Raw genomic sequence first — 25801 nt, forward strand, 5'->3', positions numbered from 1 at the left:
GTAGTACACCTCCCTATTCTTCATCAACTAATTTAACGTCTAAGCCAAGCTCATCTCGCAAGCCAGCATAACCCTCATCTTCAAGTTTAACAGCCAAATCTGCATCCCCAGATTTAACGATCTTACCACCCATCATGACATGAACTACATCTGGTTTAATGTAATTTAACAAACGCTGGTAATGAGTAATGATCAGTGAACCAAACTCTGGCCCACGCATTTCATTAACACCACGGGAAACGACCTTTAAAGCATCGATATCAAGTCCAGAATCGATTTCATCTAAAATCGCAAATTTTGGTTCGATCATCATCAACTGTAAGATCTCGTTTCGCTTCTTTTCACCACCAGAAAAGCCTTCATTCAAATACCGTTCGGACATTTCTTCTGTCATATCCAAAGTTTTTAAAGTCCGATCTAATTTTTGTAAGAATTCTGGGATCGACATTTGATCATCTTCTGAACGTCGCGAATTGATAGCCGCACGAATAAATTCGGCATTCGTGATACCAGGGATCTCAGCAGGATACTGCATTGCTAAAAATAGTCCCGCACGAGCACGCTGATCAACGGGCAAACCAACAATGCTTTGCCCGTTGATTAAAATATCGCCTTCTAAGATCTCATAGTTAGGGTTGCCCATGATCGATTCAGACAAAGTCGACTTACCAGTTCCATTTGGACCCATAATAGCGTGAATCTCTCCTGTTGACATTTTTAAATTAACACCTGTCAGGATCTCTTTTTTTTCTTCTTTTGCTTTAACATGTAAATTCTTAACTTCTAAAGTTGACATAGCGTTTCTCCTTTGAGTTCATGTTAAGTTCTTCTCATTCATTTTAATCCAAATGAGAATCGTTTTCAATTAGGAAAATTAACTTATTTTGCCCAATTCTTTTCATATACTTCTTCCTTGAATCCACAAGTTAACTTGTCTCCTTCAACCATTAAAGGCCGTTTTATCAACTTTCCATCCTGTGAAAGCAACTCAGCTGCTTTTTGAACTGTCATCTCAGGTAATTTTTCTTTTAAATTTTGCTGACGATAATGTTGACCACTAGTATTGAAAAAATAACGTAAAGGTTGTGAAGAATTACTCATCCATTTCAACAAATCTTCTTTAGCAGGAGGTTGTTCTACTAGGTCTTGCGAATCATACTGAACTCCGTGTGCATCTAACCATTTTTTAGCTTTCTTACAGGTTGAACATTTCGAATAACAATAAAACTTTTTCATTTAAGCCAACTCCTCGTATTATTTAAAAATTATCATTATTAAACTTACCATCATCAGTATGGATTAGATTTTAAAAAAAAACAAGGACCTGATAAAATGCTTTTTTCCCTATTAAGTTTGACAAGTCAAAGCAATAAAAAACCATCCAAAATCACTTAAGACTTTGGATGGTTTTAATAACATTTAATTTATCGTAACTATACATTGTAAATAAGCTACTTAAATTCTTCATTATTGCTAAACATATAACTCTTGTAATGGTATCTCATTGACATGATCAATCCGATCCCGATCATATTTCCAATCAGAGCAGAACCACCTTGACTAACAAATGGTAACGGAATACCGGTTAACGGTAGCAAACCAATGCTCATACCGATATTTTCAAAAACGTGGAACAAGATCATCATGATCACACCTGTTGAAATATAGGCATAAAATTCATTTTTTGTATCAAATGTGACTTGAATCATTTGGAAAATCAGTAATAAATAGATAAAAATCAGTACACAAGCTCCAACAAAGCCAAAGTTTTCACCGATCACTGAAAAGATCATGTCAGATTCACGTACTGGTACATATACTTTAGAAACGTTGAACCCCTTACCTAGTAACTGACCAGAACCGATTGCTTTCATACTTTGCCACAGCTGATAGGCACTTGATGATGTATTAGCTGAGGGGTCAAGCCAAGAATCAATACGTTTAAACTGGTAATCTTTAAAACCTAATGATAATAGTAAACTACGGTCATAAACAACAAAGAAAATTAGCAGACCACCGACTAACATCACACCCAAAAAAGTTGGTACAATAATTTTCCAGGAAATCCCTGATAGTAATACAACTCCACCAAAAATCGCAAAGAAAACCAACATTGTACCGAAATCATTTTGTAACTCCAACAAGACAGCAACTGGTAACGTCCAAGCCACCATTTTACCTATCAAACGCCAGTCACCGCGAATCGTATGAACTGGATTTTCATTGTTATGTTGTGTCACGACTCGTCCGAGCATAATAATGTACGCTGGTTTCATTACTTCAGAAGGCTGAAAAGTTAACGGTCCAAAAGAAAACCAACTCTTAGCACCTGTTAGCTGCGCATAAGATCGACTGTATAAAAACAGTACCATGATCAATAAAAAAATCCCAAACCCATATAAGATTGGAGCGACTTTCCACAACTGTTCCGCATCAAATTGCATGATAAAGACCACTAATAGAATTCCTAGGGTGTAGAAAATCGCTTGAGTAATCATTGTCCTAGCGATATTTGTCGTACTTGTATCATTACTAGCTGCAACATATATCGATGCGATCCCGATCACGGCTAATAACAAAACTGACAAGATTATGCCCCAATCGATTCGTGAGTCTGTTTCGTTGTTTCTTCTCAATTTTGTGTTCATAATGAACGAATAACGCCCCTTTGTTCGTAAATCAAGTTTAATAGCTTAACTATGATGTAAATGAAATTCACGGATCAAAGTATCGATCGCAGCAGTCTTATTTGTTGTATGTGTTTCTTCTCCACTAGGAAAATGAACTACGTAACGCTTACCTTCCTGCTGAATCGTGCCCAATGATTCCTTGCCTAAAGTCAGTTGGCTAACAACTACACCGTTGACTTTTTTCTCTTCTTCAATTACTTCAATGTTTTTTTCTTTCTTCACTTTCATTCCTCCATTTAGCCGCAATAGAATCTTCCTCATTTACCCAATCAGTATTGCGAAAAATAGAAAATTTATCTGGTACTGGATCATATCCCCCGCGTACAAAAGGATTACAGCGTAAGATACGCATTATTGCCATTAATGCCCCTAAGAAAAAACCATGCTTCTCTAATGATTGGATCGCATACGTGGAACACGTCGGATAATACCTGCAACTTGGAGGAAATAAAGGAGAAATCACCTTTTGATATAACTTGATTGGAAAAATCAAAATATTTTTCACAACTATCACCAGCTAATTATTTTAAATCGGTTATCTTTTCAGGATTTTCTAACAAGACTCCGGTACCTTTTGCAACATCTGCCAAGGGAGTCTCAGAGACATGTACCGGAACACCCAATTGATCTGCAAATAATTGGCTCAAACCATCGATCAATGCACCGCCACCTGTCAGCATAATGCCCTGGTCAACAATATCAGATGCCAATTCAGGTGGTATCTGCCCCAAGAGTGCTTTTGTAGAAACAACAATAGTCTCCAATGTATCATGGATAGCCGTTTCAATTTGGTCTGAATCCAAGGTGATCTCCTTAGGTAAGCCATTCACTACATCACGTCCACGTACCTGGATCTCTTCTTTACGATGTCCTGGAACTGCAGTCCCAATTTCAATTTTAACTTTCTCAGCAGTATGTTCACCGATCAATAAACCAAAATTTTTCCGAACATAGTTAACAATGTCGGTGTTAAGACGGTCACCAGCAACACGCAAAGAATTACTAGCTACAATGTCACCAAGAGATAAGATCGCAATATCGCTAGTCCCCCCACCAATATCAACGACCATGTTACCCACTGGTTTAAAAATTTCTAAACCAGCCCCCACAGCTGCTACTTTTGGCTCAACGTCAACGTGCACCGCACCACTACCAGATTTTTCAGCAGCTTGTCGAATTGCTTTACTTTCGATATCAGTTGTTCCAGTTGGACAACAAATCAAAATATCTGGCTTAGACATTAGTCCCTTAACATTAAGCTTTTTAATAAAATACGACAGCATTTGTTCAGTCATATCAAAGTCAGCGATCACACCATCTTTTAGTGGGCGAACTGCACGAATATTTCCTGGTGTCCGCCCCACCATTTTGTATGCTTCTGAACCAACTGCCAACAAGCGGTCCGTATTTGTATCAATTGCTACAACAGACGGTTCATCAAGTACAATGCCTTTGCCTTGAACATTTATCAAGACATTGGCGGTCCCTAAATCAATACCAATATCTTTTGCCATTATTGTTCTCCTTTAAATTCATTTAAATAAGTCTACTTTTAAACATATCCAAGTTATTATATCAGACTAACAATTAGATGTATATAGTTGCTGATACATCAACGTTTTCGAAATGTTTAAGACTATTAATTTTTCGAAAATATATTTTTATAGCACTTAGAAATAAAAAACGTCCACTATCTACTAGCCGGACGTTAGTTGAAACTAGAAATTAATTTTGCGCTTTTTTCTTCAAATCAATCGTTTTGCCAGTCAAATCATCAACTCGTTTGATCGAGGCACCCAAAGCAGAAAGCTTTTCATTAAAATGATAGTAACCACGATCCAAATACTTCAAATTACTGACTTGAGTAATATTTTTGGCGACCAAACCAGCTAAAACAAGCGCTGCTGCAGCTCGGAGGTCAGTTGCTTCAACTTCAGCACCAGTTAAATCATTCGGACCGTACATTACAGCCGAATCACCTTCAACTTTGAAATTAGCATTCATGCGCCGCATCTCTTCTAAATGCATAAAACGATTTTCAAAGACCGTTTCCGTCATGACGCTAGTTCCATTGGCCATTAGCTGTAAAATACTCATCTGTGGCTGTAAATCTGTCGGAAAACCTGGATGTGGCAAAGTCTTAACTGTTGTTGGTTTCAACTTTTCTGTGCCAATTACACGGACACCGTCTTCTTCATCTTGAACAACTACACCCATTTCCTCCAATTTTGAGATCAATGGCTTATTATGTTCGGCAATTGCATCTTTGATCAAAACATTGCCCTTAGTCAAAGCAGCCGCAACCATAAAGGTTCCCGCTTCGATTCGATCTTGAATAATTGCATGCTTAGCACCATGTAAGGCTTTCACACCCGTGATTTTAATTGTTTCTGTCCCAGCACCAGTGATTTTAGCACCCATTTGATTTAACACATTAGCTAAATCAACAATTTCTGGTTCACGAGCAACATTGTCGATCACAGTGGTCCCCTTAGCTAAGGTAGCAGCCATCATAATGTTTTGTGTAGCTCCTACACTTGGAAAATCTAAGTAGATATTAGCGCCGACCAGACCAGTGGTCGTTGCTTCTATGTACCCGTCATGTTGTTCAATTTTTGCTCCCAACGCTTCCATGCCCTTTAAGTGCAAGTCAATTGGACGTGTGCCGATCGCACATCCGCCAGGCATGGCAACTTTCGCATGCTTCAAACGGGCCAAAAGCGGTCCCAAAACAACGATCGATGCCCTCATTTGTGAAACATACTTAAACGGTGCTTCATATGACAAATCACCGGTCGCATCCAAAGTGACTGATTTTTCATCTTCATTAAAGCCGACCTGAACATTTAAAAAGCGAATGACATTATTCATCGTGTATACATCAGACAAAATTGGAACATTGGTTAATTCCGTCCTGCCTGTTTCAGGCAGGATGCTTGCGGCTAGAATAGGTAAAACAGCATTTTTAGCACCTTCAATATCAACAGTACCACGCAACCTTTGACCGCCACGCACAATTATTTTTTCCACAGCTATTCCTCCAATAGTTTACCCAGAGTATATTATAAAAACTTCAAATTATTATTTACTAAATAAATACGAGAAATTGCGAATATTATCAACAAAGCTCAAGAAAAATTCACTACACAAAAAGCCAAGAGCAACAGAAAATAAAACAAGAACTAATTTAAACTTTCCTTGCCTTTCTGGTACAATATAGCGATCCAATCTTAAAGATTGTAGTGCAGAAAAAGCTAAGCCAATAAAAATAAAATGACTCAAAACAGTTAAGATTGCTTGAATTCCCATCCATTTCATTAATATCCCTCAAATCAACGTACTAACTGTAATAATAGCATATGAAAAGAATTTTAGGCAACTACAAACGGTTGGCTTTAGCATCTTTTTAAACATTTCGTAAATTATTATTTTTTCGAAGTGAGCAAAAACGAAGCTGGGACATAACTAGCTGTGCGAGTCTAAAAAGCCGCCGATCCATCCCAATTAAATGGGTTAAATCGGCGGCCCTTAAAGGTGTTCCAAAAGATTGAAGCCTGACTGTAACAATGCTTGCGTTATTCGGGGGCTTCGCTTTGCTAAGACCCAAAATAATGCAATCGTCCTTACAAATCGGGTTCAAAACATCTTTTGTCTCACTCTCTCAATAAATGATTGATTTCTTTAACGATTGGAAATACTTAATCGATTCAACGCACGACGTAAGGAAACTTCGGCACGACGTAACTCATCGGGGTTATGCGCCTTTTTAGCTTTCTCGATACGTTCTTGCGCGCGTTCACGAGCACGTTCAGCTCGCTTAGAATCAATGTCTTCCTTACGTTCAGCTGCAGAAGCAACAATTGATAGAGTGTTATCGGAAAACTCTAAAAATCCCCCACTAACAGCAACTTCATCAAATTCACCATTATCTTGTCGAACCCGGATCTCATCAATAGCTAAAGAAGCCAGTAATGGTAAACGGTTTGGCAAAATACCTAGCTCCCCTTGGGTTGTTTTACAAATAGCCATATCAGTGGTTTCTTCGTAAATACTACCATCGGGTGTAACAACGTTAACAGTTAATTCAGGTTTATCAGCCATTAGACTTTACCTCCTTAATTGTTCTGCGTCATTTTTTTAGCTTTTTCAACAACTTCTTCGATTTTACCAACTGAACGGAATGCATCTTCAGGCAAGTCATCATACTTACCTTCAAGAATTTCCTTAAAACCTTTGACTGTATCTTCCAAAGGTACGTATGCACCAGGTAAACCAGTAAAACTTTCAGCAACGTGGAAGTTTTGTGATAAGAAGAATTGGATCCGACGAGCACGGCCAACAATGACTTTTTCGTCGTCAGACAATTCATCCATACCTAAAATCGAAATGATATCTTGCAATTCACGATAACGTTGTAAGACATGTTGAACTTCTGTAGCCACTTGGTAATGTTCTTGACCAACAATTTCTGGTGTCAGAGCAACAGAAGTTGAAGCCAATGGGTCAACAGCCGGATAAATACCTTGCTGAGTCAATGAACGTTCCAAGTTAGTTGTTGCATCCAAATGCGCGAAGGTTGTAGCTGGCGCAGGGTCAGTATAGTCATCGGCGGGAACATAAACGGCCTGGATCGATGTAACTGAACCTTTCTTAGTTGAAGTGATCCTTTCTTGTAACTGACCCATTTCAGTAGCCAGTGTCGGCTGATAACCAACGGCCGAGGGAATACGCCCCAACAAAGCGGAAACTTCAGAACCGGCCTGAGTAAAGCGGAAGATGTTATCAATAAATAACAAAACATCCTGTCCTTCAACGTCACGGAAATATTCTGCAATCGTTAACCCAGTCAACGCAACACGCATCCGCGCACCAGGCGGCTCATTCATCTGGCCAAACACCATGGCAGTCTTTTCTAGAACTCCAGAATCCTTCATTTCAAAGTAAAGGTCATTACCTTCACGAGTCCTTTCACCAACACCAGTAAAGACAGAAATACCGTTATGTTCTTGCGCAATGTTGTGGATCAATTCCTGGATCAAAACGGTTTTACCAACACCAGCACCACCGAACAAACCGATTTTACCACCACGAACATATGGGGCAAGTAAATCGATAACTTTGATCCCTGTTTCTAAAACCTCAGTACTTGTATTTAATTCATCATATGCAGGTGCATCGCGGTGAATTGGATCACGACGATGATCTGCGTCAAATTCAGGCCCATTATCAATGGTATCCCCTAGAACGTTAAACACACGTCCTAGTGTATCTTTCCCAACAGGCACACTGATCGAAGAACCTGTATCAACGACTGTGGATCCACGCTTTAAACCATCAGAAGAATCCATAGCAATGGTACGCATGACCCCATCACCCAATTCAAGGGCAACTTCGATCACTAACTGCTTGCCATTATCAAGTTCAACAGTTAAAGCGTTATTAATGTCAGGTAAAGATTCATTAAGAGGGAATTGTACATCAACAACTGGTCCGATAACTTGAACAACTTTACCAGAACTCATTCGTTAATTCCTCCTATTTCTATTCTAAGGCTGCTTGAGCACCTGTGATTTCGGTGATCTCAGTAGTAATTGCACTCTGACGAGCACGGTTATATTGCAACTCTAATCCAGCAATGATGTCATCCGCATTATCAGAGGCTGAACGCATTGCGGTTGAACTTGAAGCATGCTCAGATGTCTTTGCATCCAACATTGCTCCATACAACAAGCTTTCAGCATACTGCGGTAAGATCACTTCTAAAATCGCATCCTCAGATGGTTCGGTATCATATTCAAGATTATAACCCGAATCGTTTGTATCACTCAGCCCTTCACTCCCAAGGTTTTCGGCTGAGATCGGCAGCATTTGCTCGCCACGAAATGTCGAAGTCAAAGAATTGACAAAATGGTTGTAACAAACAAACAATTCGTCAAACTTTTCACTTTCAAACATTTTCAAAATCGCACGTACGATCGGGCGAACTTCTCTAAATGTTGGTACATCACCGAGCTCACGATATTCATAAACAATATCATAGCCACGTTTTTTAAAGAAATCAGCCCCAGTACCACCGATCGCAATGATTTCGACATCATCTTTAGAATGATGATTCTTTGAGATCAAATTCATAGTCTGCTTGATCACATTACTATTATAACTACCAACCAAGCCACGGTCAGAAGTGATCACAACCAGCCCTGTCTTTTTAACGGAACGTTGCTGTAACATAGCGAGTGAATTAACCTCGCCCTCTTCAACAGTTTCGGGTGCTTCAACATCATCTAATAAATGTGAGGCTGCTAAATGGGTAATGACGTTCCGGATCTTAGAAGCGTAGACTTGATAAGTCTTAGTATGCTTCTGAATCTGATTCAGCTTGGAAGTAGAAACCATCTGCATCGCAGTAGTTATCTGCCCCGTCTTTTTTGTTGAGGTAATTCGTCTTTTTACCTCTTGCAAAGATGCTGGCATCAGTTGTCACCGCCCTTTCTATTTATTAGTAGCTTGGAATGTTTTTGCAAATTCAGAAATTGCTGTATCGAGTTTATCTGTATCAGGTAACTGGCCACTTTGAGCAATCTCTTGCAAAAGATCACTGTAGTTATTATCCATAAAATCAAATAATTGGTCTTGATATTTCAAAATATCATCAACCACTACTGAATCTAAGAAGCCATGAGTCAATGCATATAAGATCACAACTTGTTTTTCGACAGGAAGTGGTTTATGCAATGGTTGTTTCAAAACTTCAACAGTCCGTCGCCCACGATTTAGCTTGGCTTGAGTTGCTTCATCTAAATCGGAACCAAATTGAGCAAATGATTCCAATTCACGGTAGGAAGCTAAGTCCAAACGTAACGTACCAGCAACCTTCTTCATCGCCTTGACCTGTGCATCCCCACCAACACGTGAAACAGAAGTACCAGCATCGATAGCCGGACGAACGCCAGAATAAAAATTATCGCTATCCAAGAAGATCTGGCCGTCCGTAATAGAGATCACGTTAGTTGGAATATACGCAGAAACATCACCAGCTTTAGTTTCAATAAACGGCAACGCAGTCATTGAGCCACCACCAAGTTCATCATTTAACTTAGCAGCCCGTTCCAATAGACGTGAGTGCAAATAGAAAACATCACCAGGATATGCTTCACGACCAGGCGGTCTTCTCAAAATCAATGAAAGCTCACGGTAGGCATCAGCTTGTTTTGATAAATCATCATAAACCACCAAGACATGCTTCCCGTTATACATAAATTCTTCACCCATTGCTGCACCGGCATATGGAGCTAGCCATAACATTGGAGCAGGCGATGAAGGACCAGCTGAAACAACGATCGTATAGTCCATTGCACCATATTTTCTTAAAGTTTCAACCTGTGTCCGAACCGTTGATTCTTTTTGTCCGATCGCAACATAGATACAAATCATATCTTGTCCCTTTTGGTTCAAGATAGTATCGATTGCGACGGATGTTTTACCAGTTTTACGGTCACCGATGACTAATTCACGCTGACCACGACCGATCGGTACCAGTGCATCGATTGCCTTTAATCCAGTTTGTAATGGTTCAGAAACTGACTGACGTTCCATAACACCCGGCGCCTTTTTTTCTATCGGACGAGTCTTATCTGTTTTGATCTCGCCTTGTCCATCGATTGCTTGTCCTAATGGATTAACAACACGACCGATCATTTCTTCTCCTACAGGAACTTCCATGATGCGGCCGGTACGCTTAACTGTGTCTCCTTCACGGATATTAGCGTATGACCCTAAAATAACAATACCAACATCGTTGGATTCCAAATTTTGAGCCATACCATAAGTTCCATCTGGGAACTCTAACAATTCACTAGCCAAAGCATTCTCTAAACCATTGGCACGTGCGATACCATCACCAACATAGGTAACAGTACCAACTTCGTCAACGGTCAATTCGCTTTGGTAATTTGCTAATTGTTGTTTGATCAAAGTACTGATTTCCTCAGCCTTAATGCTCATAAAAGTTTCACCTCTTTAAATCAATTTAGTAACAGACGTTTGATTTTGTCTATTTTGGACTTGACCGAACCATCATAGATATTATCCTGGGAACGTAAAACAACTCCACCAATAATTTTTTCGTCTACGACCGGCTCAAGGACAACTTTACTAGCACCTACAACTTGAGCAAATTTAGCTGAGATTTTTGCTTTTTGTTCATCATCCAATTTGATTGCTGTCGTAACTCTGACACGAACTGTCCCATTCTTATCGTCATTCAATCTGTTAAATTCATCTATTATATCTGAAACATTTTGCAACCTTCCATAGTCAAATAACATTTGTAAAAAATCATTAACTAGTTGAGAAGCGTTGCTTTGTAAACTTTGAAGCATTTCTTTCTTTGCTTCATTAGTGATCTGTGGGCTCACAAAAAATACGAGCAGGTCAGGTTGCTCTTCGATCACTTTTTGTAATTCAGCAAGCTCCGCTGCGGTTTGAGAAGTAATATCTTTTGACTCAGCGACATCGAAAAGTGCCTGTCCGTAACGACTTGCTACTTCAGCATTACTGAGCGCCATTTTGCTTCCCCAACCCTTCAATATATTTGTCTATCAATTCTTTTTGATCATCAACTGTAAGTTCTTTTTCAATGACTTTCGAAGCTATTTCAATAGACAACTCGGCAACGTCATTTCTAACGCCATCCAAAGCTTCCTGTTTTTGCCGTGAAATATCTTCTTGGGCATGGCTTTTTAAAGTTGTGACATCGTCATTAGCTTTTTGCACGATTGCAGAACGTTGATGTTCGGCATTGTCTTTTGCTCGTGTCACGATCTGATTTGCTTCATTATGAGATTCACTTAAAGCATCTTCACGTTGTTTAGCTAATTTTTCAGCCTTCAACCTTGCCCCTTCGGCAGAATCCAAGTCATTAGAAATTTTATCCGCACGCTTTTGCAGCATATTTTGAATTGGATTCCAGGCAAAATGCCCAACTAATGCCATCAAAATTGCAAATAAGATAAGGTAAAATAAGAAATCACCCCATGCAATCTGTTGCGCTGCTCCAAGCAAAAACGTTGAATTCATCTATTGACACCTCCCCTGAGCAACTAATAAAAGTGCTTTTTTCAAAATTATCCTTGTGCGATAATCAAGAATGAAACCACGACAGCGATGATCGGAACAGCTTCGATCAAGCCGACACCAATAAACATCGTTGTTCTTAATTGACCAGATAATTCAGGTTGACGTGCCATTGATTCCATAACCTTAGAAATAACCAACCCATTACCGATACTTGTACCGATCGCAGCAAAACCAGCAGCGAGAGCAGCACCCATTAAAGCTAAACCTGTACCAAGACTCATAATTAAAGTCCTCCTTAAATTAAATGTAATTCTATTCTTTTTCAACCTTTTGTGAAATATACAGCATTGTCAATATGACAAATACATAGGCTTGGATCGATCCAATAAAGACGGAGAAACCTTGCCATATCATATCAAGAGGGATCGAACCGATAAATCCGAACGCTCCACCTTTTGCTAAAGCACCAATTTGTGTTAGCAAAACTTCACCAGCAAAGATATTCCCATATAAACGCAATGCTAACGTCAGGAAGTTAGTAAATTGTTCTAATAATTGGATCGGGAATAAAGCTGGCATCGGGCTAAGAAATGTGTTCTTAATGTAACCCTTAAAGCCAAACCGAGTAACACCTAAGAAATGTGAAATAACCATCACAAGAAACGCGAGAGTTAAAGTGGTCATTGGCGACGCAGTTGGACTTTTAACATACGTCACATCACCAACACTAAATTGGAATATCAACCCGATTTGGTTGGACATAAATACTAAGATAAACAAGGTAAAAGCAAATAATTGATAATTACGCCCTTGTTGATCCGGGATATTAGCTTTCACGATATTATTAGTAAAATCGATCAGCCACTCCAATGCATTTTGCTTCCCTTTTGGCTTCATTTGAATATTTCGTGAAAAAATAAACACCAGCAAAAAAGCAATGGTCGCTGCCAGTAAACCTGACAAACAATTACCTACATCAAACGGAATTCCCAAAAGTGTAATAACTTTTGCTCCTTCATTCACCAAGTCTCACCTCTTTTCAATTGTAATCACTACGGCTGAACTTATACGGTAGAACCATAAGGTCGATTCAAGATGAAATATCTTTGAATACATCTGAAATCATACCACCATTCGACATTAAAAATAAAGCTTTTATGGCATTTATTTTCTGAAAAATTTTAAGTTATTTAAGAAAATGAACACAAATTTTCAAAAAACTGTGAAATTTTTCTCTTAAATATTTGACGATCGCATATTAACCGCTACCATTTTACTTGAACATAAAACCGGATCTATACACTAACAAAATTGCATTTGACCCGGCCGTTACCACAAAATAAGTATTTAATTGTTATTTAGTTCCAAACAAACGATCACCAGCGTCACCCAAACCAGGCACGATATACCCATCTTCATTTAAATGATCATCTAACGCTGCAGAGTATACATCAATATCTGGATGTGCTTCACGCAAAGCTTTGACACCTTCTGGAGCAGCAACTAAGCACACAAATTTAATTGTCTTGGCACCGCGCTTCTTCAAAGCATCAACCGCCATGATAGCAGAACCACCAGTTGCCAGCATTGGATCAACCACGATCATTTCACGGTTTTCCAAGTCTTCAGGCATTTTTACAAAATATTCATGCGGCTGCAAAGTTTCTTCGTCCCGATACATTCCTACATGACCCACTTTAGCTGCAGGAATCAACTCCAAAATACCATCGACCATTCCCAAACCAGCACGTAAGATCGGTACAATAACTACTTTTTTACCAGCTAATTGTTTAGCAGTCGTAACCTGAACAGGAGTCTGAACTTCAACATCTTCCAATGGCATATCACGTGAAACTTCATAAGCCATTAATTCAGCAATTTCATTGACCACCTGACGAAATTCACGCGTACCACAATGTTCATTCCGGATGATCGTTAATTTATGTTGAATCAATGGGTGATCCAAAATCTCAAATTTTCCCATTACCTGTACCACTCCTTTTTTCACTCTTTGTATTTATTTTAATAGAATTTTACCCTAAAGACCAGACCAAAACTTGAATATTTCAAAATAACACAATATTCATAACAAACTTATGCCTGTGGTTCGAAATATGAATCACCCGAAGATTTCTTTAAGCGATTCATGTAGGCAGCTCCTAGTCCTTTTTCTTCAAAAGAACAAGCTAAGATCCAGTTAACCTTTTGTTCATTATCAAAATACCTTAATCCATCAAACAAACGATGGGTAGCAGAAGCCAAATCTCCACCCATATCATAGGTAACAACATTTTTGGGTATAGAAGTATTTAAAGTTTTCGTCAGCGCCATAACGCCGATCTTTTCATCTTGCTTACCAGCCCAGTCCAAAGCTTGCTGCCAGTCGTTAGGTGCAACGATCAAAACTTGAGCGGCTGGAGCATAATGTTTATATTTCATACCCGGTGCCTTAGGTGTTTCTTTTGCTCCAACTTTGTGCTGACTTGCATCAACTGAACAGCCAATTACCGCTTCAATTTGCTGTGGCGTGATCCCACCAGGTCGCAAAACTGCTGGTTTGGAAGTACTTAAATCAATAATCGTTGACTCGACACCAACTTTAGTTGGACCATCATCAAGGATACCTGCAATTTTTCCTTCCATGTCATGAAAAACATGTTGAGCTGTGGTAGGGCTTGGCTTACCAGATGAATTAGCTGATGGACCCACGATCGGAACTCCAGCCTCAGCGATCATCTTACGCGTCGTTTCATTTTCTGGCATTCTAAAAGCAGCAGTCGTTAAACCACCAGTAACAACTGAGGACAAAGAACCAGTTTTAATTTTAAACACGATCGTCAATGGGCCTGGCCAAAATGTTCTGATTAATTCGCGCCCATATTCACCGTAATCTGCGATATAATCTGCAGCCATTTCTGGAGAAGACACAGTAACTATCAAAGGATTATCAGAAGGGCGACCTTTAGCTAAATAAACCCGTTTGACCGCTTGTTCATTGGTAGCATCTGCCCCCAAGCCATAAACAGTTTCTGTTGGAAAAGCGACTAACTCGCCTAACTTGATTTCTTCAGCAGCCTGGCTCGTTTCTGCCGGAGAAAATATTTTTGTTATCATCATGAAATAATTTATCCTTTCTATTTAAAAATAACCCGTACCATTCGGTCATGTGCTGTAATATCGCGTTTTAGTGTCACTTCGGCTTGTGGAAAAGCCCGCTTAAACAAACCCACAACAGATTTTCCCTGCGTATAACCAATTTCCAAATATAATTTTGAATTAGCGTGAATATATTGTGGGATCTGTTCGGCAATCTGACGATAAAAAGCCAAACCATTCTCCGCTGCAAACAAAGCACTCTGTGGCTCATGCAAAAGGACACTGCAATCCATATTCTTTTTTTCGTCCTGGCTAATATATGGCGGATTGCTGATAATAATATCATAAGGACCATCATTTAATGGTTCTAAAAGATCACCTTGACGAAGTGTAACATTTAAGTTTAAATCACTTGCATTTCTATGGGCCACCTTTAAAGCTTCCTTCGAAATATCAGTCAAAGTCACATTCCAAGTTGACAATTCACTTTTGAGAGCTAAACCGATCGCACCCGTTCCTGTTCCAATATCAGCCACTTTTTTGCTGGTATTTTCATTACCCGATATCACCCAATCAACCAACTCTTCAGTTTCAGGACGAGGGATCAACGTTGCTTGAGTCACTGTCAACTTTAGACCGTAGAAATACGCGCTCCCCAATAAATACTGTGCGGGCCATCCTTGACAGTACAATTTGACATTATTTTGAAAATGTTCCCAGTTTTTTTGCGGCATCGGTTGTCTGAGATGCATTAAAAATTCAGTTGTCGAAAAACCCATCTCCCCATATAAAAGCATGTCGGCCGCCGAAGATTCCAAGCCTTGCTTTTCTATAAAAGAAAAAGCCCATTGCTGAGCTTCAAAAAATGTTTTATTACTATTCATTTTCTAGGTTCTCCAAAGCTTTAGTTTGGTCATACAAAATTAGTGCATCGATCACTTGGTCAAGTTCACCATTCATGATTCGATCTAATTTATTCAATGATAAACCTATTCGATGATCAGTGACCCGATTTTGTGGATAATTATATGTCCGAATCCGTTCAGAACGATCACCTGTACCGACCGCAGATTTTCTATTTTCGGCATATTCATTTTGCTCTTTGGAAGAATAGTAGTCATAAACACGTGCTTTCAAAATTTTCATTGCTTTTTCACGGTTTTGTTGCTGTGAACGTTGGTCTTGCATTGCAACTACGATTCCCGTTGGCAAGTGAGTCATCCGAACCGCAGAAGAAGTTTTATTAATGTGCTGTCCACCAGCACCAGATGAACGATAAACATCAACACGGATATCTTTTGGGTCGATTTCGATCTCAACGTCTTCTTCTTCAGGCATAACGACCACTGTCGCTGTAGAGGTATGCACACGTCCAGCTGATTCAGTTGAAGGCACACGCTGAACACGGTGTGCTCCACTTTCATATTTTAATTTGGAATATACCTTACTCCCATTGATCAGCAGGGCAATTTCCTTAAAACCACCGACTTCGGTGACGTTTTTGTCGATAACTTCAATCGACCAACCTTGTCTTTCAGCATATTTGCTATACATTTCAAACAAATCAGCTGCAAACAGACTAGCCTCATCTCCACCAGCAGCTCCTCTAATTTCCATGATAATATTTTTACCATCGTTAGGATCTTTTGGTAATAATAAAAGCCTGATCTCTTCTGCAAGATTTGTACGTTCTTCTTTGGCCTCAGATAACTCGTCTTTGACCATTTCGTTCATTTCTTCGTCATCAAGGCCAGCACGCATCATTTCGTCATCATCTTCGATCGTTTTTTGAACTTTCTTCAATTGGCGAAATTTTTCAACTGTTTCACGTAAATCTGCCATTTCTTTAGATAAAGCAGTAAAACGTGGCGTATCAGCGATAACTTCTGGATCTGAAAGAAGCTCAGCTAATTCAGCGTAGCGATCTTCTAGCACTTGTAATCTTTCAAATAACTTATCCATTAATAACTCCTTTACATTCCTTATTTTTCTTTGGGCGGGTCAAAATAATGTTTCCGACAGACCGGATAATATTGTTCATTCCCGCCAATCAATATCTGCTCCCCAGAATAAACTGGTGCTCCATTATTGAACCTTAAATTCATAATAGCTTTTTTATTGCAAAACCAGCAGATCGTTTTCATTTCTTCAATTTTATCTGCGTATAATAGCAAATATTTTGAACCTTCAAATAGCTCATTTTGGAAATCATTTTTCAAGCCGAAAGCCATCACTGGGATTTTTAATTGATCAACGATTTTTGTTAATTCAACAATATGGTGCTTCTTCAAAAATTGAGCTTCATCGATCAACAAACAAGAAATATCCCCATATCCATCTTGAACTAACGAAAAAATATCAGTCTTATCAAAAACCGGCACAGCAGACCGCTTTAACCCTACTCGACTGGCAATATAACCAACACCTTCACGGTTATCGATCCCGCTAGTACAAATCAGTACTTTTTTGTTTTGTTCCTCATAATTATGTGCGACTTTCAAAATCTCTATTGATTTGCCGCTGTTCATCGCTCCATAGCGAAAAAATAACTGTGCCACCCTACTTCATCTCCAAAAAAAACTTCATTCCTTAGTATATATGATTTTCACATAAATTTCATCTTTCTATTTTAAAATCAACGTAATATTTTAATTTACGCACTATACAAAAATATACAAATTTTTTGGGGTACAAATTTTTTGCACCTTAAAAAAGCAAAAGCTCACATTTACCCGACTAATTTATGGTAAGATACCATATGATAACTTATAAAATTAAGTTTAAGCTACATTATTTTGGAAGTGGAGGAAACATAAATGACGCTGAAAAGCTCGTTAGCAATTGCAGCCGGTAAATCATCCTACTGGTTCTTACACAACTTTATGCATGGAGGAACTTCTTTACCTGGCAAAATAACACTTTCAATCGATCCAGATGTTTTGCAAGATCTTGCTAAAAATTATGAGATCGTAATTATCACTGGTACGAATGGGAAAACTTTAACGACTGCATTAACAGTTAAAGTTCTGGAAGCTAAATATGGTGCTGTTTTAACTAATCCTAGCGGTTCAAATATGAAGCAAGGAATCGTGACTGCCTTTTTAACTAATAAAAAAGGTAAAAATAATAAAAAAATCGCAGTCTTAGAAACAGATGAAGCCAATGTGCCGATCATTTCCGAATACATTGAACCTGTTGCCTTTGTCTTAACTAACCTATTCCGTGATCAAATGGATCGTTATGGTGAGATCTATACCACTTACGATAAGATCTTAAAAGGAATTAAAATGCATCCTAATGCAACAGTGATCGCCAACGGAGATGCACCGATCTTTAATAGTAAAAAGTTGCCTAATACGACGATTTATTATGGATTTAATCAACAAGCTGATGAAGAACAAATGGCACCAGCCAATACAGATGGTTTGTTGTGCCCTAAATGTCAACAGATCTTACATTTCAAAAATCGGATTTATAGTAATTTGGGTAAATATTACTGCCCTAACTGCGGATTCCAACGTCCAGAATTACAGTATCAAGTTGATCAATTACTTGAACAAACACCACAGTCATCAATTTTTAAAATTGATGGCCATCAGATCACGATCCACATTGGTGGGACGTACAATATTTATAATGCCTTGGCTGCCTACACTATTGGCTCTTTCTTAAATGTGGAGCCAGAAACTGCTGTTAATGCACTCAGTGATCCAGATAGTAAAGTCTTTGGACGCCAAGAAGTGATCAACGTTGATGGCAAAGAAGTCACTTTGATCTTAGTAAAAAATCCAGTCGGTTTAGACCAAGTCTTACAAATGATCAAGAGTGACCAAGAGCCATTTTCTTTAGCAATTTTATTAAATGCCAACTACGCCGATGGTATCGATACAAGTTGGATCTGGGATGGGCGTTTCGAAGATTTGCCCTTTGACAAAATACCAGCGATCTTAACTGGGGGCGAAAGGTACAGAGACATTACTTTTAGGCTACGTGTAGCCGGTGTACCAGAAGAAAATTTTGAACAAAAAAAAGATTTAGAAAAAGTACTAGAAAAAATTAAGGGCATGCCGACAAAACACGTCTACGTCTTAGCTACTTATACGGCTGTTTTGCAATTGCGGAAAATGTTAGCACAGCAAGGTTATATTGAAGGAGGAATGGATTAATGAAATATTCATTAAAGCTTGCCCACCTTTATGGTGATCTCTTAAATACGTATGGCGATATCGGTAACATTTTAACGTTGAACTACTATGCAAAGCAAATGGACGTACAACTTGAAGTCGACGTCATTTCGTTAAATACTCCTTTTAAAGCCAATGAATATGACATGTTCTTTTTCGGTGGTGGACAAGACTATGAACAAATGATCGTTTCTAAAGACATCCAAAATAAAAAACAAGAACTATCTGATTTTATCGAAGATGGCGGCCCCGGCTTAGCAATTTGTGGGGGATATCAATTACTGGGTAAATATTATATTGGTGCCGACGGTCAAAAAATTTCTGGCATTTCGGCTTTACCGCACTATACTGATAGCCAAGATAACAATCGTTTCATTGGAGATATTACCATCAAAAATGAGCAGTCTGGTGACACTTATCATGGTTTTGAAAATCATAACGGAGTCACTTATCTTGGTGAAAATGAAAAAGCACTTGGAACCGTCATTAACGGGCACGGTAATAATGGCGAAGACGGTGGCGAAGGTGCAATTTACAACAACGTTTTCTGTTCATACTTTCATGGGCCGATCTTAGCCAGAAATGGTGAATTAGCAAAAAAAATGTTACTGATTGCCTTAGAGCGAAAGTATCCAAAAGCAAACTTATCACAACAAAAATCTCTAGAAATTAAACCAACTTATTAATCTAAAAACGGAGATCAGCTAATTGCTGGTCTCCGTTTTTAATTGGGACAACTAAACGTAAGTCTCGCAAAGGAACATCTGGTTGTACTGAAAATCTCATCTATCCTAGTCTTCTCTTATCATGTATTACAAAAACGATCCCAGTACTTACCCAATTTCTTGAATACTCATGGAATCGCTTTTTAATTTCTTTTATTTTTTACTTTAGGCCTCTTGTCCTGGTTCAGATACAATAATGGTCAAATCACCATCTAATTGCCAATTCTTGATCTGATATGGCAAAATAAAATGAACTCCCTTTTTAATTGAATATTCTTGACCATCAACAGTTAATTTTCCTTGACCGTCAAGTACTGAAACCAATGTATAGGGAGCTTTTTCTCTAGAAAATTGGGCTATACCACCAGACAATTGCCACTTATATACGGCAAAAAAATTTGTAGCAACAAATCGCGTGACATTTGCATCGCCAACCTGATAATCTTGACGATTTAGCTTTGGGTCTTCAAATGGGACATTAGTACAATCGATCGATTGCTTAAGGTGCAATTCACGTTTCTGACCTGTTTTTTGATCAACACGATCAAAATCATACAAACGGTATGTTGTATCACTACTTTGTTGCGTTTCTAATACCATAATGCCTTTACCAATTGCATGGATCGTTCCACTAGGAACATATAAGAAATCACCTGGTTTGACAGGAACATGTCTAAACAATTCGTCCCACTGCTGATTTTCGATCATCTGAGACAGTTCTTTTTTGGTCTGTGCATGATGTCCATAAATCATTTCTGCACCAGGTTTCGCAGCTAATACATACCAACACTCAGTTTTTCCTAATTCTCCTTCATGTTCTTTGGCATATGCATCGTCTGGATGAACCTGAACGGAAAGATCATCCCGAGCATCTAAGATTTTAGTCAATAATGGAAAAACATCACCTTGAGCATTGCCAAATAACTCGCGGTGTTCATCCCATAATTCAGTTACTGTTTTACCCTGGTATGGCCCATTAATAACTGTAGCAGGACCATGAGAATGTCCAGAAATGGCCCAACATTCTCCAGTATGGTCACTCGGAATGTCATAACCATATTCACTGGCTAATCGCGAGCCACCCCAAATTTTTTCTCGGAAATACGGTTGTAAAAACAATGGTTCAGTCAAATTGATCCGCTCCTTTTTTATGTCATCTATATTTTAACCGTTTGTGAAAGTTTTGACAACTTTATTTAAAATTACTACCCTTATAAACTTAAATTCCACTATAAATAAAAACAGCTAGTCCCTTTTGACCCTAGCTGCTCCTGTATTATTTTTCTATAAGATAAGACTGAACTATCTGCTCTCTTGCACGTAAATATTCAGCATTTTGCTGGCGGGGATGAACTCGATTAGTCAAAACGATCAATGCATCTTGTTTTTGCCTGTCTAACAAAATAAAAGTTCCTGTATAACCAGTATGATACAAACATAATCGACCATCAGGTGCATCGCGCAAATCAAAACCTAACGAACGATGCCCTGTTCTAGAAGGTGTATGATCAGCAAACAACGATTCGACCATCGTAGTCGATAAAATCGGCATTTTACCAAATTGTCCTAACATCCATTGCGCATATTTGATCAAATCATTTAAAGTCATAAACAAACCGGCTGAAGCACAGTGTTTCCCCAAAACAAACGCCTTAGGATCATGCACTTTACCTTGGATCAATCCTCTGATCGAATCCACTGTAGTCGGCACGCAATATTTTCCATCTGGTACAAAACCACTTTCATTTAGTTGTAATGGTTGCAAAATTTCATTTTCAAAAACGGTCTGAACGGGCAAATGATATATTTTCTCAATGATCTGACCTAATAAGATCATTCCAATATCAGTATAGATCACCTTTTGTCCGATCCAATCACCAACGTACATCTGTTCATAAATCGCTGATAACAATTCGCCAGCATTCAACTGGTCACGATTTTCAATATATCCTGTTATGGCTGAAGTATGGGTCAATAAATGTCTAACAGTTACACGTGGATCGTTAAACCGCGGCAATAATTCTGTGATCGGTTGATCAAGTGCTAACTTTTGTTCTTCTACTAACTTTAAGATCATCGGTGTTGTACAAACTATCTTAGTCAGTGACGCTACATCGTAAAGCAAGCCTGCTGTTAATTTTTGATGCATTGGAAATGTTTGTTTCTCACCAAAAACTTCTGCTTGCAATTGTCCTCGATGAAGCATCGCATATGAAACACCAGGAACAATATGCTTATCAGCCAGATCATGTAGCAAACGAGTTGTCATAGGATTCAAAAAATCACTTCTTTTTACCAGAAAAATTCTTACTTCGAATCACAAATTTTCCATCAAAATAGTCGATCCGCACCACATTAGTATTTTTAACTAGAGTTAATGGAACTTTACCATCTAAGCTTTCGATAAAGGACGACAAGATCAACCCATGGGTAATGATCAAAATATCATGCTCTCCTTTATCATAAACGCGGCCAATTGATTCTAAAGTGTGTTTCATCCGCTCACTAAGGTCTTCACTTGATTCCAATGGAATATTATTAGCCATTCGATTAAATAAGTCGACCAAACCATTCGCATGTTTTTTCCCAAAAGCAGTCCGAATAATTTGGAATGGACCTAAAGCACGCATTGCATTCGGAATCAAAGTCCGTTTACGTGCCTCTTCATACTGTCCAAAATCAAATTCTTTAAGATCGCTAAGAAACAATCTTGGCGGGTCAGGAAAATTGTTCATTTGAATGATATTGTCCGCTGTTTCCTGCGTGCGTTTTAAATTACTAGCAAAAACTGCACTAAAATTTATATCTGCCATACGACGTCCCAATTTTCTAGCATCCATGATCCCGCGTACAGTCAAAGCTGAATCAGTTGCCCCCTGCAAACGAGCCAGTCTATTAACTTTAGTTTGACCATGGCGTACTAAATAAAAATGTACTATTCCCATTTTTCCTCTTATCCTAATTATTACTTAATCATCCAAGTCTTCTTCAATATCTAACCCATAAATTTTGCTAACTGGTTTATCTTCATCCGCTGGGGTTACAACTACCACAGCAACTGCTCCTTTGCTTGAAACGTAACCTGCAAACGAAACAACTTCTTCTACCAAATATGCATTTGCATCAGTATTATAGATATATTGCCCGGCAACTGGCATGCTTTCAAAGTATGTCTTGTTCATCCGATAATAATCGTTATGTTGCACATCATGCATAACTAAAATTACTCTCAGCATTAAATATCCCTCACTTTTAAACTATATCTATATCGTAATATAAGACTTTGCTTGTTTATTTAAAAACCTTTTACTTAATCAAATAACAATTTAAACATCGATCACTTTTTCTAAAAAGGCCTTGGTCCTTTCATTTGTTGGGTTTTCAAAGATTTGTTGCGGTGTTCCTTTCTCCGTGACTTTGCCATCATCCATGAAAACGACTTGATCAGCAACTTCTTTAGCAAAACCCATTTCATGGGTGACCACAACCATTGTCATACCTTCCTTAGCTAAAGTTTTCATAACCGCTAAAACATCTCCGACCATTTCCGGATCAAGCGCTGATGTCGGTTCATCAAACAACATAATATCCGGATTCATAGCTAAAGCACGTGCGATCGCGACTCGTTGCTTTTGACCGCCGGATAACGAAGCAGGCATGGCAGAATACTTATCAGTCAAACCTACAGTCTCAAGCAGCTTTTTAGCTTGTCCCTGTGCTTTTTCAGTCGTCTCTTTCCCCAATTGAACAGGTGCTAAAGTTATATTTTCTCCGACTGTCAAATTGTTAAATAAATTAAAATGTTGAAACACCATTCCAATATTTTCACGTGCTTTGTCGATATCGACTTTAGGTTGGCTGATATCAACACCATCTATCTCGATCGACCCTGAGGTAGGGTCTTCCAATTTATTTAAACAGCGTAATAAAGTACTTTTACCGGAACCAGAAGGACCAATCACAACAACAACTTCACCATTTTCAACTGAAAAATTGATCCCCTTTAAAACATGGTTGTCGCCATAATTTTTATTTAAATCTTTAACGTTAACCTTTAAATCTGACACTGGACATCCTCCTCGAGCAAGCTCGAAATAAGAGCTCTATCTTTACTAACCGATTTTATTAACCGTTCAAAACTCATTCAAATCTAATGTATACAAGTATACCACATTGACAGATAGTCAACATCGATATAATTCAATCAGATACATTTTTTCGTAAACTGGGAGTTTTTTGATTAAGATCCAATTGAAAAAAGATAAACTGGGAATATGTGCTATATTTAGCACTATTTCTAATCTTCATGGTAACCAAAACTAAAAATAGACAAAAAGAAATAAAAACAACCAAATAAAAAAGGTCGTCTTATCAACGTCTTAAACGCGATTGACAACCATTAAAAACTAAATATTGGGCATACAGGTCTCGAACCTGTAAATTATGGATTCAGAGTCCACTGCCTTACCAGTTTGGCGAATGCCCAATAACTCAACTTCATTAGTGTACTATAATTTGAAAACTTTGTCAAGATATATTTAAATTTTTTACAATAGCAGTAATGAAGAAAATTATATACAAAAATAAATAACACTATTTACCTTGATCCAAGGTTTCGGTTAATTCATCCGTGTGTTTTTTCAAATAATGTAACAATTCATGTTCATTTTTAAAAATATGCGGATGAACTTGTCCATGCAACCTTAAAGTGATCTTGCTGATTTTAATTCGACCAGTCCATGTATAAGTATGTTCGGCAATAAAGCGATTCAAATAGTTGCCGTCAGCATCCTGGCCAAAGTTCATCACATAGACCCTTTCAGGCACCATCAATGGATTAACGTGCTCTTTTGTATATGGGATCTTGTTTGCACGCAAGAAATGTTTTGTTTTTTTGAGCAAGTCTGTACCCTCCTTGTTGATAGTTTCCTGGCAATTCGTATTATCACTAATTATTATAACTCACATAAATGAAAATAATCACTCTTTGTGGAAATGATGATAAAAAGAAAGAATGCCTGTAAAGTTGATTCACAAGCATTCTCTTAACTCGTACCTTGCCACTATCACCCGTACGGGGATCGAACCCGTAACTCCGCCTTGAGAGGGCGACGTCTTAACCAATTTGACCAACGGGCAAAATTACTCTTTTAATTATACAATAAAACAAGCGATTGTCAAACCAATTTAAAAAAATTTTTATGAAAAGTACTTTTTTATAAAATAAAGAATAAACAGTATTTGGTTTTAACCTTGCCACCAAGCATCAAATACCTCTTGTAATTTTTCAACTGCACGACCTCGGTGACTTATGGTATTTTTTTCTGTCATCGTTAATTCAGCAAATGATTTCTTTAATGGTGGATAATAAAACAACGGATCGTACCCAAATCCATCTGAGCCCTGTTCTTTACACAAAATCCGCCCTTTGACCTCACCCATCACAGTCAATGGTAAAACACCTGGCCGTACCACAACGATCGAACAGTGAAAACGTGCCGTGCGATCCTTGATATTTACGCCTTGCAATTTTGTTAGCAGTTTTTTCTTATTAGCTTCATCATCATGATCACCAGCGTAACGAGCAGAATGGATTCCTGGGGCTCCGTGTAAAAAATCAACTATTAATCCTGAATCATCAGCTAATACGGGAATATTTAGTGCATCCATTAAAGTATTAGCTTTAATTAAGGCATTTTCTTCAAAAGTTTGCCCATTTTCATCGATCACATAGTTTTCATCCAGGTCAGCTAACGTTTTAACTAGCACACCTTTTTCTTCAAAAATCTGTCGATATTCAGCAGCTTTGCCAGAATTAGCAGTTGCAATTAAGATCGTGTCCACATAAATCCCTCCCCATATTTCTCAGTCCTTAACTATTATGCCAAACATTTGTAAAAATTACTAGCATGATCACAAAAATTCTAAAAAAACGCCTGATTTACAATCCAAGTGCAACACAAGTCAAAATTAAACAAAAAAGCCATAAAGGCCTAAACTATAAGTGTCTAAACTAAATAGAAAGGCA

At 38.3% G+C, this 25801-nt stretch carries 30 protein-coding genes and 2 tRNA genes; 2 read left to right on the forward strand and 30 right to left on the reverse strand.

Annotated elements, in window-relative coordinates; translation table 11 throughout:
• Window positions 1-13 precede the first annotated feature (13 nt).
• The 21 genes from sufC to LACPOB_RS0108220 all read right to left on the reverse strand — a co-directional run bounded on the left by sufC (window position 14) and on the right by LACPOB_RS0108220 (window position 17422).
• On the reverse strand, window positions 14-796 hold the full coding sequence (gene sufC, locus LACPOB_RS0108120) for a Fe-S cluster assembly ATPase SufC (protein ID WP_017868342.1): 783 nt from the start codon (window positions 794-796) through the stop codon (window positions 14-16).
• Between the two features lie 83 nt (window positions 797-879).
• Window positions 880-1236 (reverse strand): arsenate reductase family protein, encoded by a 357-nt coding sequence (locus LACPOB_RS0108125; RefSeq protein ID WP_017868343.1) that lies wholly within the window; start codon window positions 1234-1236, stop codon window positions 880-882.
• A 215-nt stretch (window positions 1237-1451) separates the two neighbouring features.
• On the reverse strand, window positions 1452-2648 hold the full coding sequence (locus LACPOB_RS0108130; RefSeq protein ID WP_017868344.1) for an FtsW/RodA/SpoVE family cell cycle protein: 1197 nt from the start codon (window positions 2646-2648) through the stop codon (window positions 1452-1454).
• A gap of 45 nt (window positions 2649-2693) precedes the next feature.
• Complete coding sequence (locus LACPOB_RS0108135) at window positions 2694-2912, reverse strand: DUF2969 domain-containing protein (RefSeq protein WP_017868345.1); 219 nt, start codon at window positions 2910-2912, stop codon at window positions 2694-2696.
• Window positions 2890-3195 (reverse strand): membrane protein insertion efficiency factor YidD, encoded by a 306-nt coding sequence (gene yidD, locus LACPOB_RS0108140; RefSeq protein WP_017868346.1) that lies wholly within the window; start codon window positions 3193-3195, stop codon window positions 2890-2892. The genes LACPOB_RS0108135 and yidD overlap by 23 nt, the downstream gene beginning before the upstream one ends.
• A gap of 16 nt (window positions 3196-3211) precedes the next feature.
• Window positions 3212-4204, reverse strand: a complete 993-nt coding sequence (locus tag LACPOB_RS0108145) for a rod shape-determining protein (protein WP_017868347.1) — start codon at window positions 4202-4204, stop codon at window positions 3212-3214.
• Window positions 4205-4415: 211 nt separating this feature from the next.
• Window positions 4416-5720, reverse strand: coding sequence for a UDP-N-acetylglucosamine 1-carboxyvinyltransferase (gene murA / locus LACPOB_RS0108150; protein ID WP_017868348.1), 1305 nt, complete (start codon window positions 5718-5720; stop codon window positions 4416-4418).
• A 51-nt stretch (window positions 5721-5771) separates the two neighbouring features.
• Window positions 5772-6008 carry a DUF1146 family protein gene (locus LACPOB_RS0108155; RefSeq protein ID WP_017868349.1) on the reverse strand — a complete coding sequence of 79 codons (237 nt, stop codon included), beginning with the start codon at window positions 6006-6008 and terminating at the stop codon, window positions 5772-5774.
• 363 nt (window positions 6009-6371) lie between these two features.
• Window positions 6372-6791 carry a F0F1 ATP synthase subunit epsilon gene (locus LACPOB_RS0108160; RefSeq protein WP_017868350.1) on the reverse strand — a complete coding sequence of 140 codons (420 nt, stop codon included), beginning with the start codon at window positions 6789-6791 and terminating at the stop codon, window positions 6372-6374.
• A gap of 14 nt (window positions 6792-6805) precedes the next feature.
• The gene (gene atpD, locus LACPOB_RS0108165) at window positions 6806-8212 is read right to left on the reverse strand and encodes a F0F1 ATP synthase subunit beta (protein ID WP_017868351.1); all 1407 of its coding nucleotides are present in this window, start codon (window positions 8210-8212) and stop codon (window positions 6806-6808) included.
• Window positions 8213-8231: 19 nt separating this feature from the next.
• On the reverse strand, window positions 8232-9164 hold the full coding sequence (locus LACPOB_RS0108170) for a F0F1 ATP synthase subunit gamma (RefSeq protein WP_017868352.1): 933 nt from the start codon (window positions 9162-9164) through the stop codon (window positions 8232-8234).
• A gap of 18 nt (window positions 9165-9182) precedes the next feature.
• Window positions 9183-10694 carry a F0F1 ATP synthase subunit alpha gene (gene atpA, locus LACPOB_RS0108175; RefSeq protein WP_017868353.1) on the reverse strand — a complete coding sequence of 504 codons (1512 nt, stop codon included), beginning with the start codon at window positions 10692-10694 and terminating at the stop codon, window positions 9183-9185.
• A gap of 20 nt (window positions 10695-10714) precedes the next feature.
• Entirely contained in the window at window positions 10715-11257 is a 543-nt protein-coding gene (locus LACPOB_RS0108180) for a F0F1 ATP synthase subunit delta (RefSeq protein ID WP_017868354.1), read from the reverse strand.
• The gene (gene atpF / locus LACPOB_RS0108185) at window positions 11244-11768 is read right to left on the reverse strand and encodes a F0F1 ATP synthase subunit B (protein WP_017868355.1); all 525 of its coding nucleotides are present in this window, start codon (window positions 11766-11768) and stop codon (window positions 11244-11246) included. The genes LACPOB_RS0108180 and atpF overlap by 14 nt, the downstream gene beginning before the upstream one ends.
• Window positions 11769-11815: 47 nt before the next feature.
• The gene (gene atpE, locus LACPOB_RS0108190) at window positions 11816-12049 is read right to left on the reverse strand and encodes a F0F1 ATP synthase subunit C (RefSeq protein WP_017868356.1); all 234 of its coding nucleotides are present in this window, start codon (window positions 12047-12049) and stop codon (window positions 11816-11818) included.
• A 31-nt stretch (window positions 12050-12080) separates the two neighbouring features.
• Window positions 12081-12791: a F0F1 ATP synthase subunit A gene (gene atpB, locus LACPOB_RS0108195; RefSeq protein ID WP_017868357.1), complete on the reverse strand. Its 711-nt coding sequence runs from the start codon at window positions 12789-12791 to the stop codon at window positions 12081-12083.
• A gap of 331 nt (window positions 12792-13122) precedes the next feature.
• Window positions 13123-13752, reverse strand: a complete 630-nt coding sequence (gene upp / locus LACPOB_RS0108200; RefSeq protein ID WP_017868358.1) for a uracil phosphoribosyltransferase — start codon at window positions 13750-13752, stop codon at window positions 13123-13125.
• A 110-nt stretch (window positions 13753-13862) separates the two neighbouring features.
• The gene (locus LACPOB_RS0108205; protein WP_017868359.1) at window positions 13863-14885 is read right to left on the reverse strand and encodes an L-threonylcarbamoyladenylate synthase; all 1023 of its coding nucleotides are present in this window, start codon (window positions 14883-14885) and stop codon (window positions 13863-13865) included.
• Between the two features lie 17 nt (window positions 14886-14902).
• Complete coding sequence (gene prmC, locus LACPOB_RS0108210; RefSeq protein ID WP_017868360.1) at window positions 14903-15748, reverse strand: peptide chain release factor N(5)-glutamine methyltransferase; 846 nt, start codon at window positions 15746-15748, stop codon at window positions 14903-14905.
• Window positions 15741-16826, reverse strand: coding sequence for a peptide chain release factor 1 (gene prfA / locus LACPOB_RS0108215; protein WP_017868361.1), 1086 nt, complete (start codon window positions 16824-16826; stop codon window positions 15741-15743). Before prfA ends, prmC begins: the two co-directional genes overlap by 8 nt.
• 20 nt (window positions 16827-16846) lie before the next feature.
• A complete protein-coding gene (locus tag LACPOB_RS0108220) occupies window positions 16847-17422 on the reverse strand; it encodes a thymidine kinase (RefSeq protein WP_017868362.1) in 576 nt (191 codons plus the stop codon).
• A gap of 258 nt (window positions 17423-17680) precedes the next feature.
• Here LACPOB_RS0108220 and LACPOB_RS0108225 point away from each other — a divergent pair, with 258 nt between their 5' ends.
• On the forward strand, window positions 17681-19030 hold the full coding sequence (locus LACPOB_RS0108225; protein WP_017868363.1) for a Mur ligase family protein: 1350 nt from the start codon (window positions 17681-17683) through the stop codon (window positions 19028-19030).
• A complete protein-coding gene (locus LACPOB_RS0108230; RefSeq protein ID WP_017868364.1) occupies window positions 19030-19734 on the forward strand; it encodes a type 1 glutamine amidotransferase in 705 nt (234 codons plus the stop codon). Before LACPOB_RS0108225 ends, LACPOB_RS0108230 begins: the two co-directional genes overlap by 1 nt.
• 204 nt (window positions 19735-19938) lie before the next feature.
• On the opposite strand, the gene manA is transcribed toward LACPOB_RS0108230, so the two are convergent.
• The 9 genes from manA to LACPOB_RS0108280 all read right to left on the reverse strand — a co-directional run bounded on the left by manA (window position 19939) and on the right by LACPOB_RS0108280 (window position 25617).
• Window positions 19939-20904: a mannose-6-phosphate isomerase, class I gene (gene manA, locus LACPOB_RS0108240; RefSeq protein WP_017868366.1), complete on the reverse strand. Its 966-nt coding sequence runs from the start codon at window positions 20902-20904 to the stop codon at window positions 19939-19941.
• A 145-nt stretch (window positions 20905-21049) separates the two neighbouring features.
• Window positions 21050-22042 carry a serine hydrolase domain-containing protein gene (locus LACPOB_RS0108245; protein ID WP_081607055.1) on the reverse strand — a complete coding sequence of 331 codons (993 nt, stop codon included), beginning with the start codon at window positions 22040-22042 and terminating at the stop codon, window positions 21050-21052.
• A gap of 13 nt (window positions 22043-22055) precedes the next feature.
• Window positions 22056-22718: a histidine phosphatase family protein gene (locus LACPOB_RS0108250; RefSeq protein ID WP_017868368.1), complete on the reverse strand. Its 663-nt coding sequence runs from the start codon at window positions 22716-22718 to the stop codon at window positions 22056-22058.
• A 24-nt stretch (window positions 22719-22742) separates the two neighbouring features.
• The gene (locus LACPOB_RS0108255) at window positions 22743-23009 is read right to left on the reverse strand and encodes a hypothetical protein (protein WP_017868369.1); all 267 of its coding nucleotides are present in this window, start codon (window positions 23007-23009) and stop codon (window positions 22743-22745) included.
• Window positions 23010-23099: 90 nt separating this feature from the next.
• Window positions 23100-23840 carry an amino acid ABC transporter ATP-binding protein gene (locus LACPOB_RS0108260; protein ID WP_017868370.1) on the reverse strand — a complete coding sequence of 247 codons (741 nt, stop codon included), beginning with the start codon at window positions 23838-23840 and terminating at the stop codon, window positions 23100-23102.
• A 346-nt stretch (window positions 23841-24186) separates the two neighbouring features.
• A tRNA-Gln gene (locus LACPOB_RS0108265) sits at window positions 24187-24259 on the reverse strand.
• A 107-nt stretch (window positions 24260-24366) separates the two neighbouring features.
• Window positions 24367-24675 carry a hypothetical protein gene (locus LACPOB_RS0108270; RefSeq protein ID WP_017868371.1) on the reverse strand — a complete coding sequence of 103 codons (309 nt, stop codon included), beginning with the start codon at window positions 24673-24675 and terminating at the stop codon, window positions 24367-24369.
• Window positions 24676-24839: 164 nt separating this feature from the next.
• Window positions 24840-24912: transfer RNA gene (locus tag LACPOB_RS0108275), tRNA-Glu, on the reverse strand.
• 108 nt (window positions 24913-25020) lie between these two features.
• Window positions 25021-25617, reverse strand: coding sequence for an XTP/dITP diphosphatase (locus LACPOB_RS0108280; protein ID WP_017868372.1), 597 nt, complete (start codon window positions 25615-25617; stop codon window positions 25021-25023).
• Between the last annotated feature and the right edge of the window lie 184 nt (window positions 25618-25801).

The organism is Ligilactobacillus pobuzihii E100301 = KCTC 13174 (genome assembly GCF_000349725.1).
In the GTDB taxonomy this organism is placed as follows: domain Bacteria; phylum Bacillota; class Bacilli; order Lactobacillales; family Lactobacillaceae; genus Ligilactobacillus; species Ligilactobacillus pobuzihii.

What these genes read in the sequence shown, in the direction of transcription:
- sufC (WP_017868342.1), bottom strand. Translation starts at nt 796, where the DNA reads ATGTCAACTTTAGAAGTTAAGAATTTACATGTTAAAGCAAAAGAAGAA.
- LACPOB_RS0108125 (WP_017868343.1), bottom strand. Translation starts at nt 1,236, where the DNA reads ATGAAAAAGTTTTATTGTTATTCGAAATGTTCAACCTGTAAGAAAGCT.
- LACPOB_RS0108130 (WP_017868344.1), bottom strand. Translation starts at nt 2,648, where the DNA reads ATGAACACAAAATTGAGAAGAAACAACGAAACAGACTCACGAATCGAT.
- LACPOB_RS0108145 (WP_017868347.1), bottom strand. Translation starts at nt 4,204, where the DNA reads ATGGCAAAAGATATTGGTATTGATTTAGGGACCGCCAATGTCTTGATA.
- LACPOB_RS0108155 (WP_017868349.1), bottom strand. Translation starts at nt 6,008, where the DNA reads ATGAAATGGATGGGAATTCAAGCAATCTTAACTGTTTTGAGTCATTTT.
- LACPOB_RS0108160 (WP_017868350.1), bottom strand. Translation starts at nt 6,791, where the DNA reads ATGGCTGATAAACCTGAATTAACTGTTAACGTTGTTACACCCGATGGT.
- atpD (WP_017868351.1), bottom strand. Translation starts at nt 8,212, where the DNA reads ATGAGTTCTGGTAAAGTTGTTCAAGTTATCGGACCAGTTGTTGATGTA.
- LACPOB_RS0108170 (WP_017868352.1), bottom strand. Translation starts at nt 9,164, where the DNA reads ATGCCAGCATCTTTGCAAGAGGTAAAAAGACGAATTACCTCAACAAAA.
- atpA (WP_017868353.1), bottom strand. Translation starts at nt 10,694, where the DNA reads ATGAGCATTAAGGCTGAGGAAATCAGTACTTTGATCAAACAACAATTA.
- LACPOB_RS0108180 (WP_017868354.1), bottom strand. Translation starts at nt 11,257, where the DNA reads ATGGCGCTCAGTAATGCTGAAGTAGCAAGTCGTTACGGACAGGCACTT.
- atpF (WP_017868355.1), bottom strand. Translation starts at nt 11,768, where the DNA reads ATGAATTCAACGTTTTTGCTTGGAGCAGCGCAACAGATTGCATGGGGT.
- atpE (WP_017868356.1), bottom strand. Translation starts at nt 12,049, where the DNA reads ATGAGTCTTGGTACAGGTTTAGCTTTAATGGGTGCTGCTCTCGCTGCT.
- upp (WP_017868358.1), bottom strand. Translation starts at nt 13,752, where the DNA reads ATGGGAAAATTTGAGATTTTGGATCACCCATTGATTCAACATAAATTA.
- LACPOB_RS0108205 (WP_017868359.1), bottom strand. Translation starts at nt 14,885, where the DNA reads ATGATGATAACAAAAATATTTTCTCCGGCAGAAACGAGCCAGGCTGCT.
- prmC (WP_017868360.1), bottom strand. Translation starts at nt 15,748, where the DNA reads ATGAATAGTAATAAAACATTTTTTGAAGCTCAGCAATGGGCTTTTTCT.
- prfA (WP_017868361.1), bottom strand. Translation starts at nt 16,826, where the DNA reads ATGGATAAGTTATTTGAAAGATTACAAGTGCTAGAAGATCGCTACGCT.
- LACPOB_RS0108225 (WP_017868363.1), top strand. Translation starts at nt 17,681, where the DNA reads ATGACGCTGAAAAGCTCGTTAGCAATTGCAGCCGGTAAATCATCCTAC.
- LACPOB_RS0108230 (WP_017868364.1), top strand. Translation starts at nt 19,030, where the DNA reads ATGAAATATTCATTAAAGCTTGCCCACCTTTATGGTGATCTCTTAAAT.
- LACPOB_RS0108245 (WP_081607055.1), bottom strand. Translation starts at nt 22,042, where the DNA reads ATGACAACTCGTTTGCTACATGATCTGGCTGATAAGCATATTGTTCCT.
- LACPOB_RS0108250 (WP_017868368.1), bottom strand. Translation starts at nt 22,718, where the DNA reads ATGGGAATAGTACATTTTTATTTAGTACGCCATGGTCAAACTAAAGTT.
- LACPOB_RS0108255 (WP_017868369.1), bottom strand. Translation starts at nt 23,009, where the DNA reads ATGCTGAGAGTAATTTTAGTTATGCATGATGTGCAACATAACGATTAT.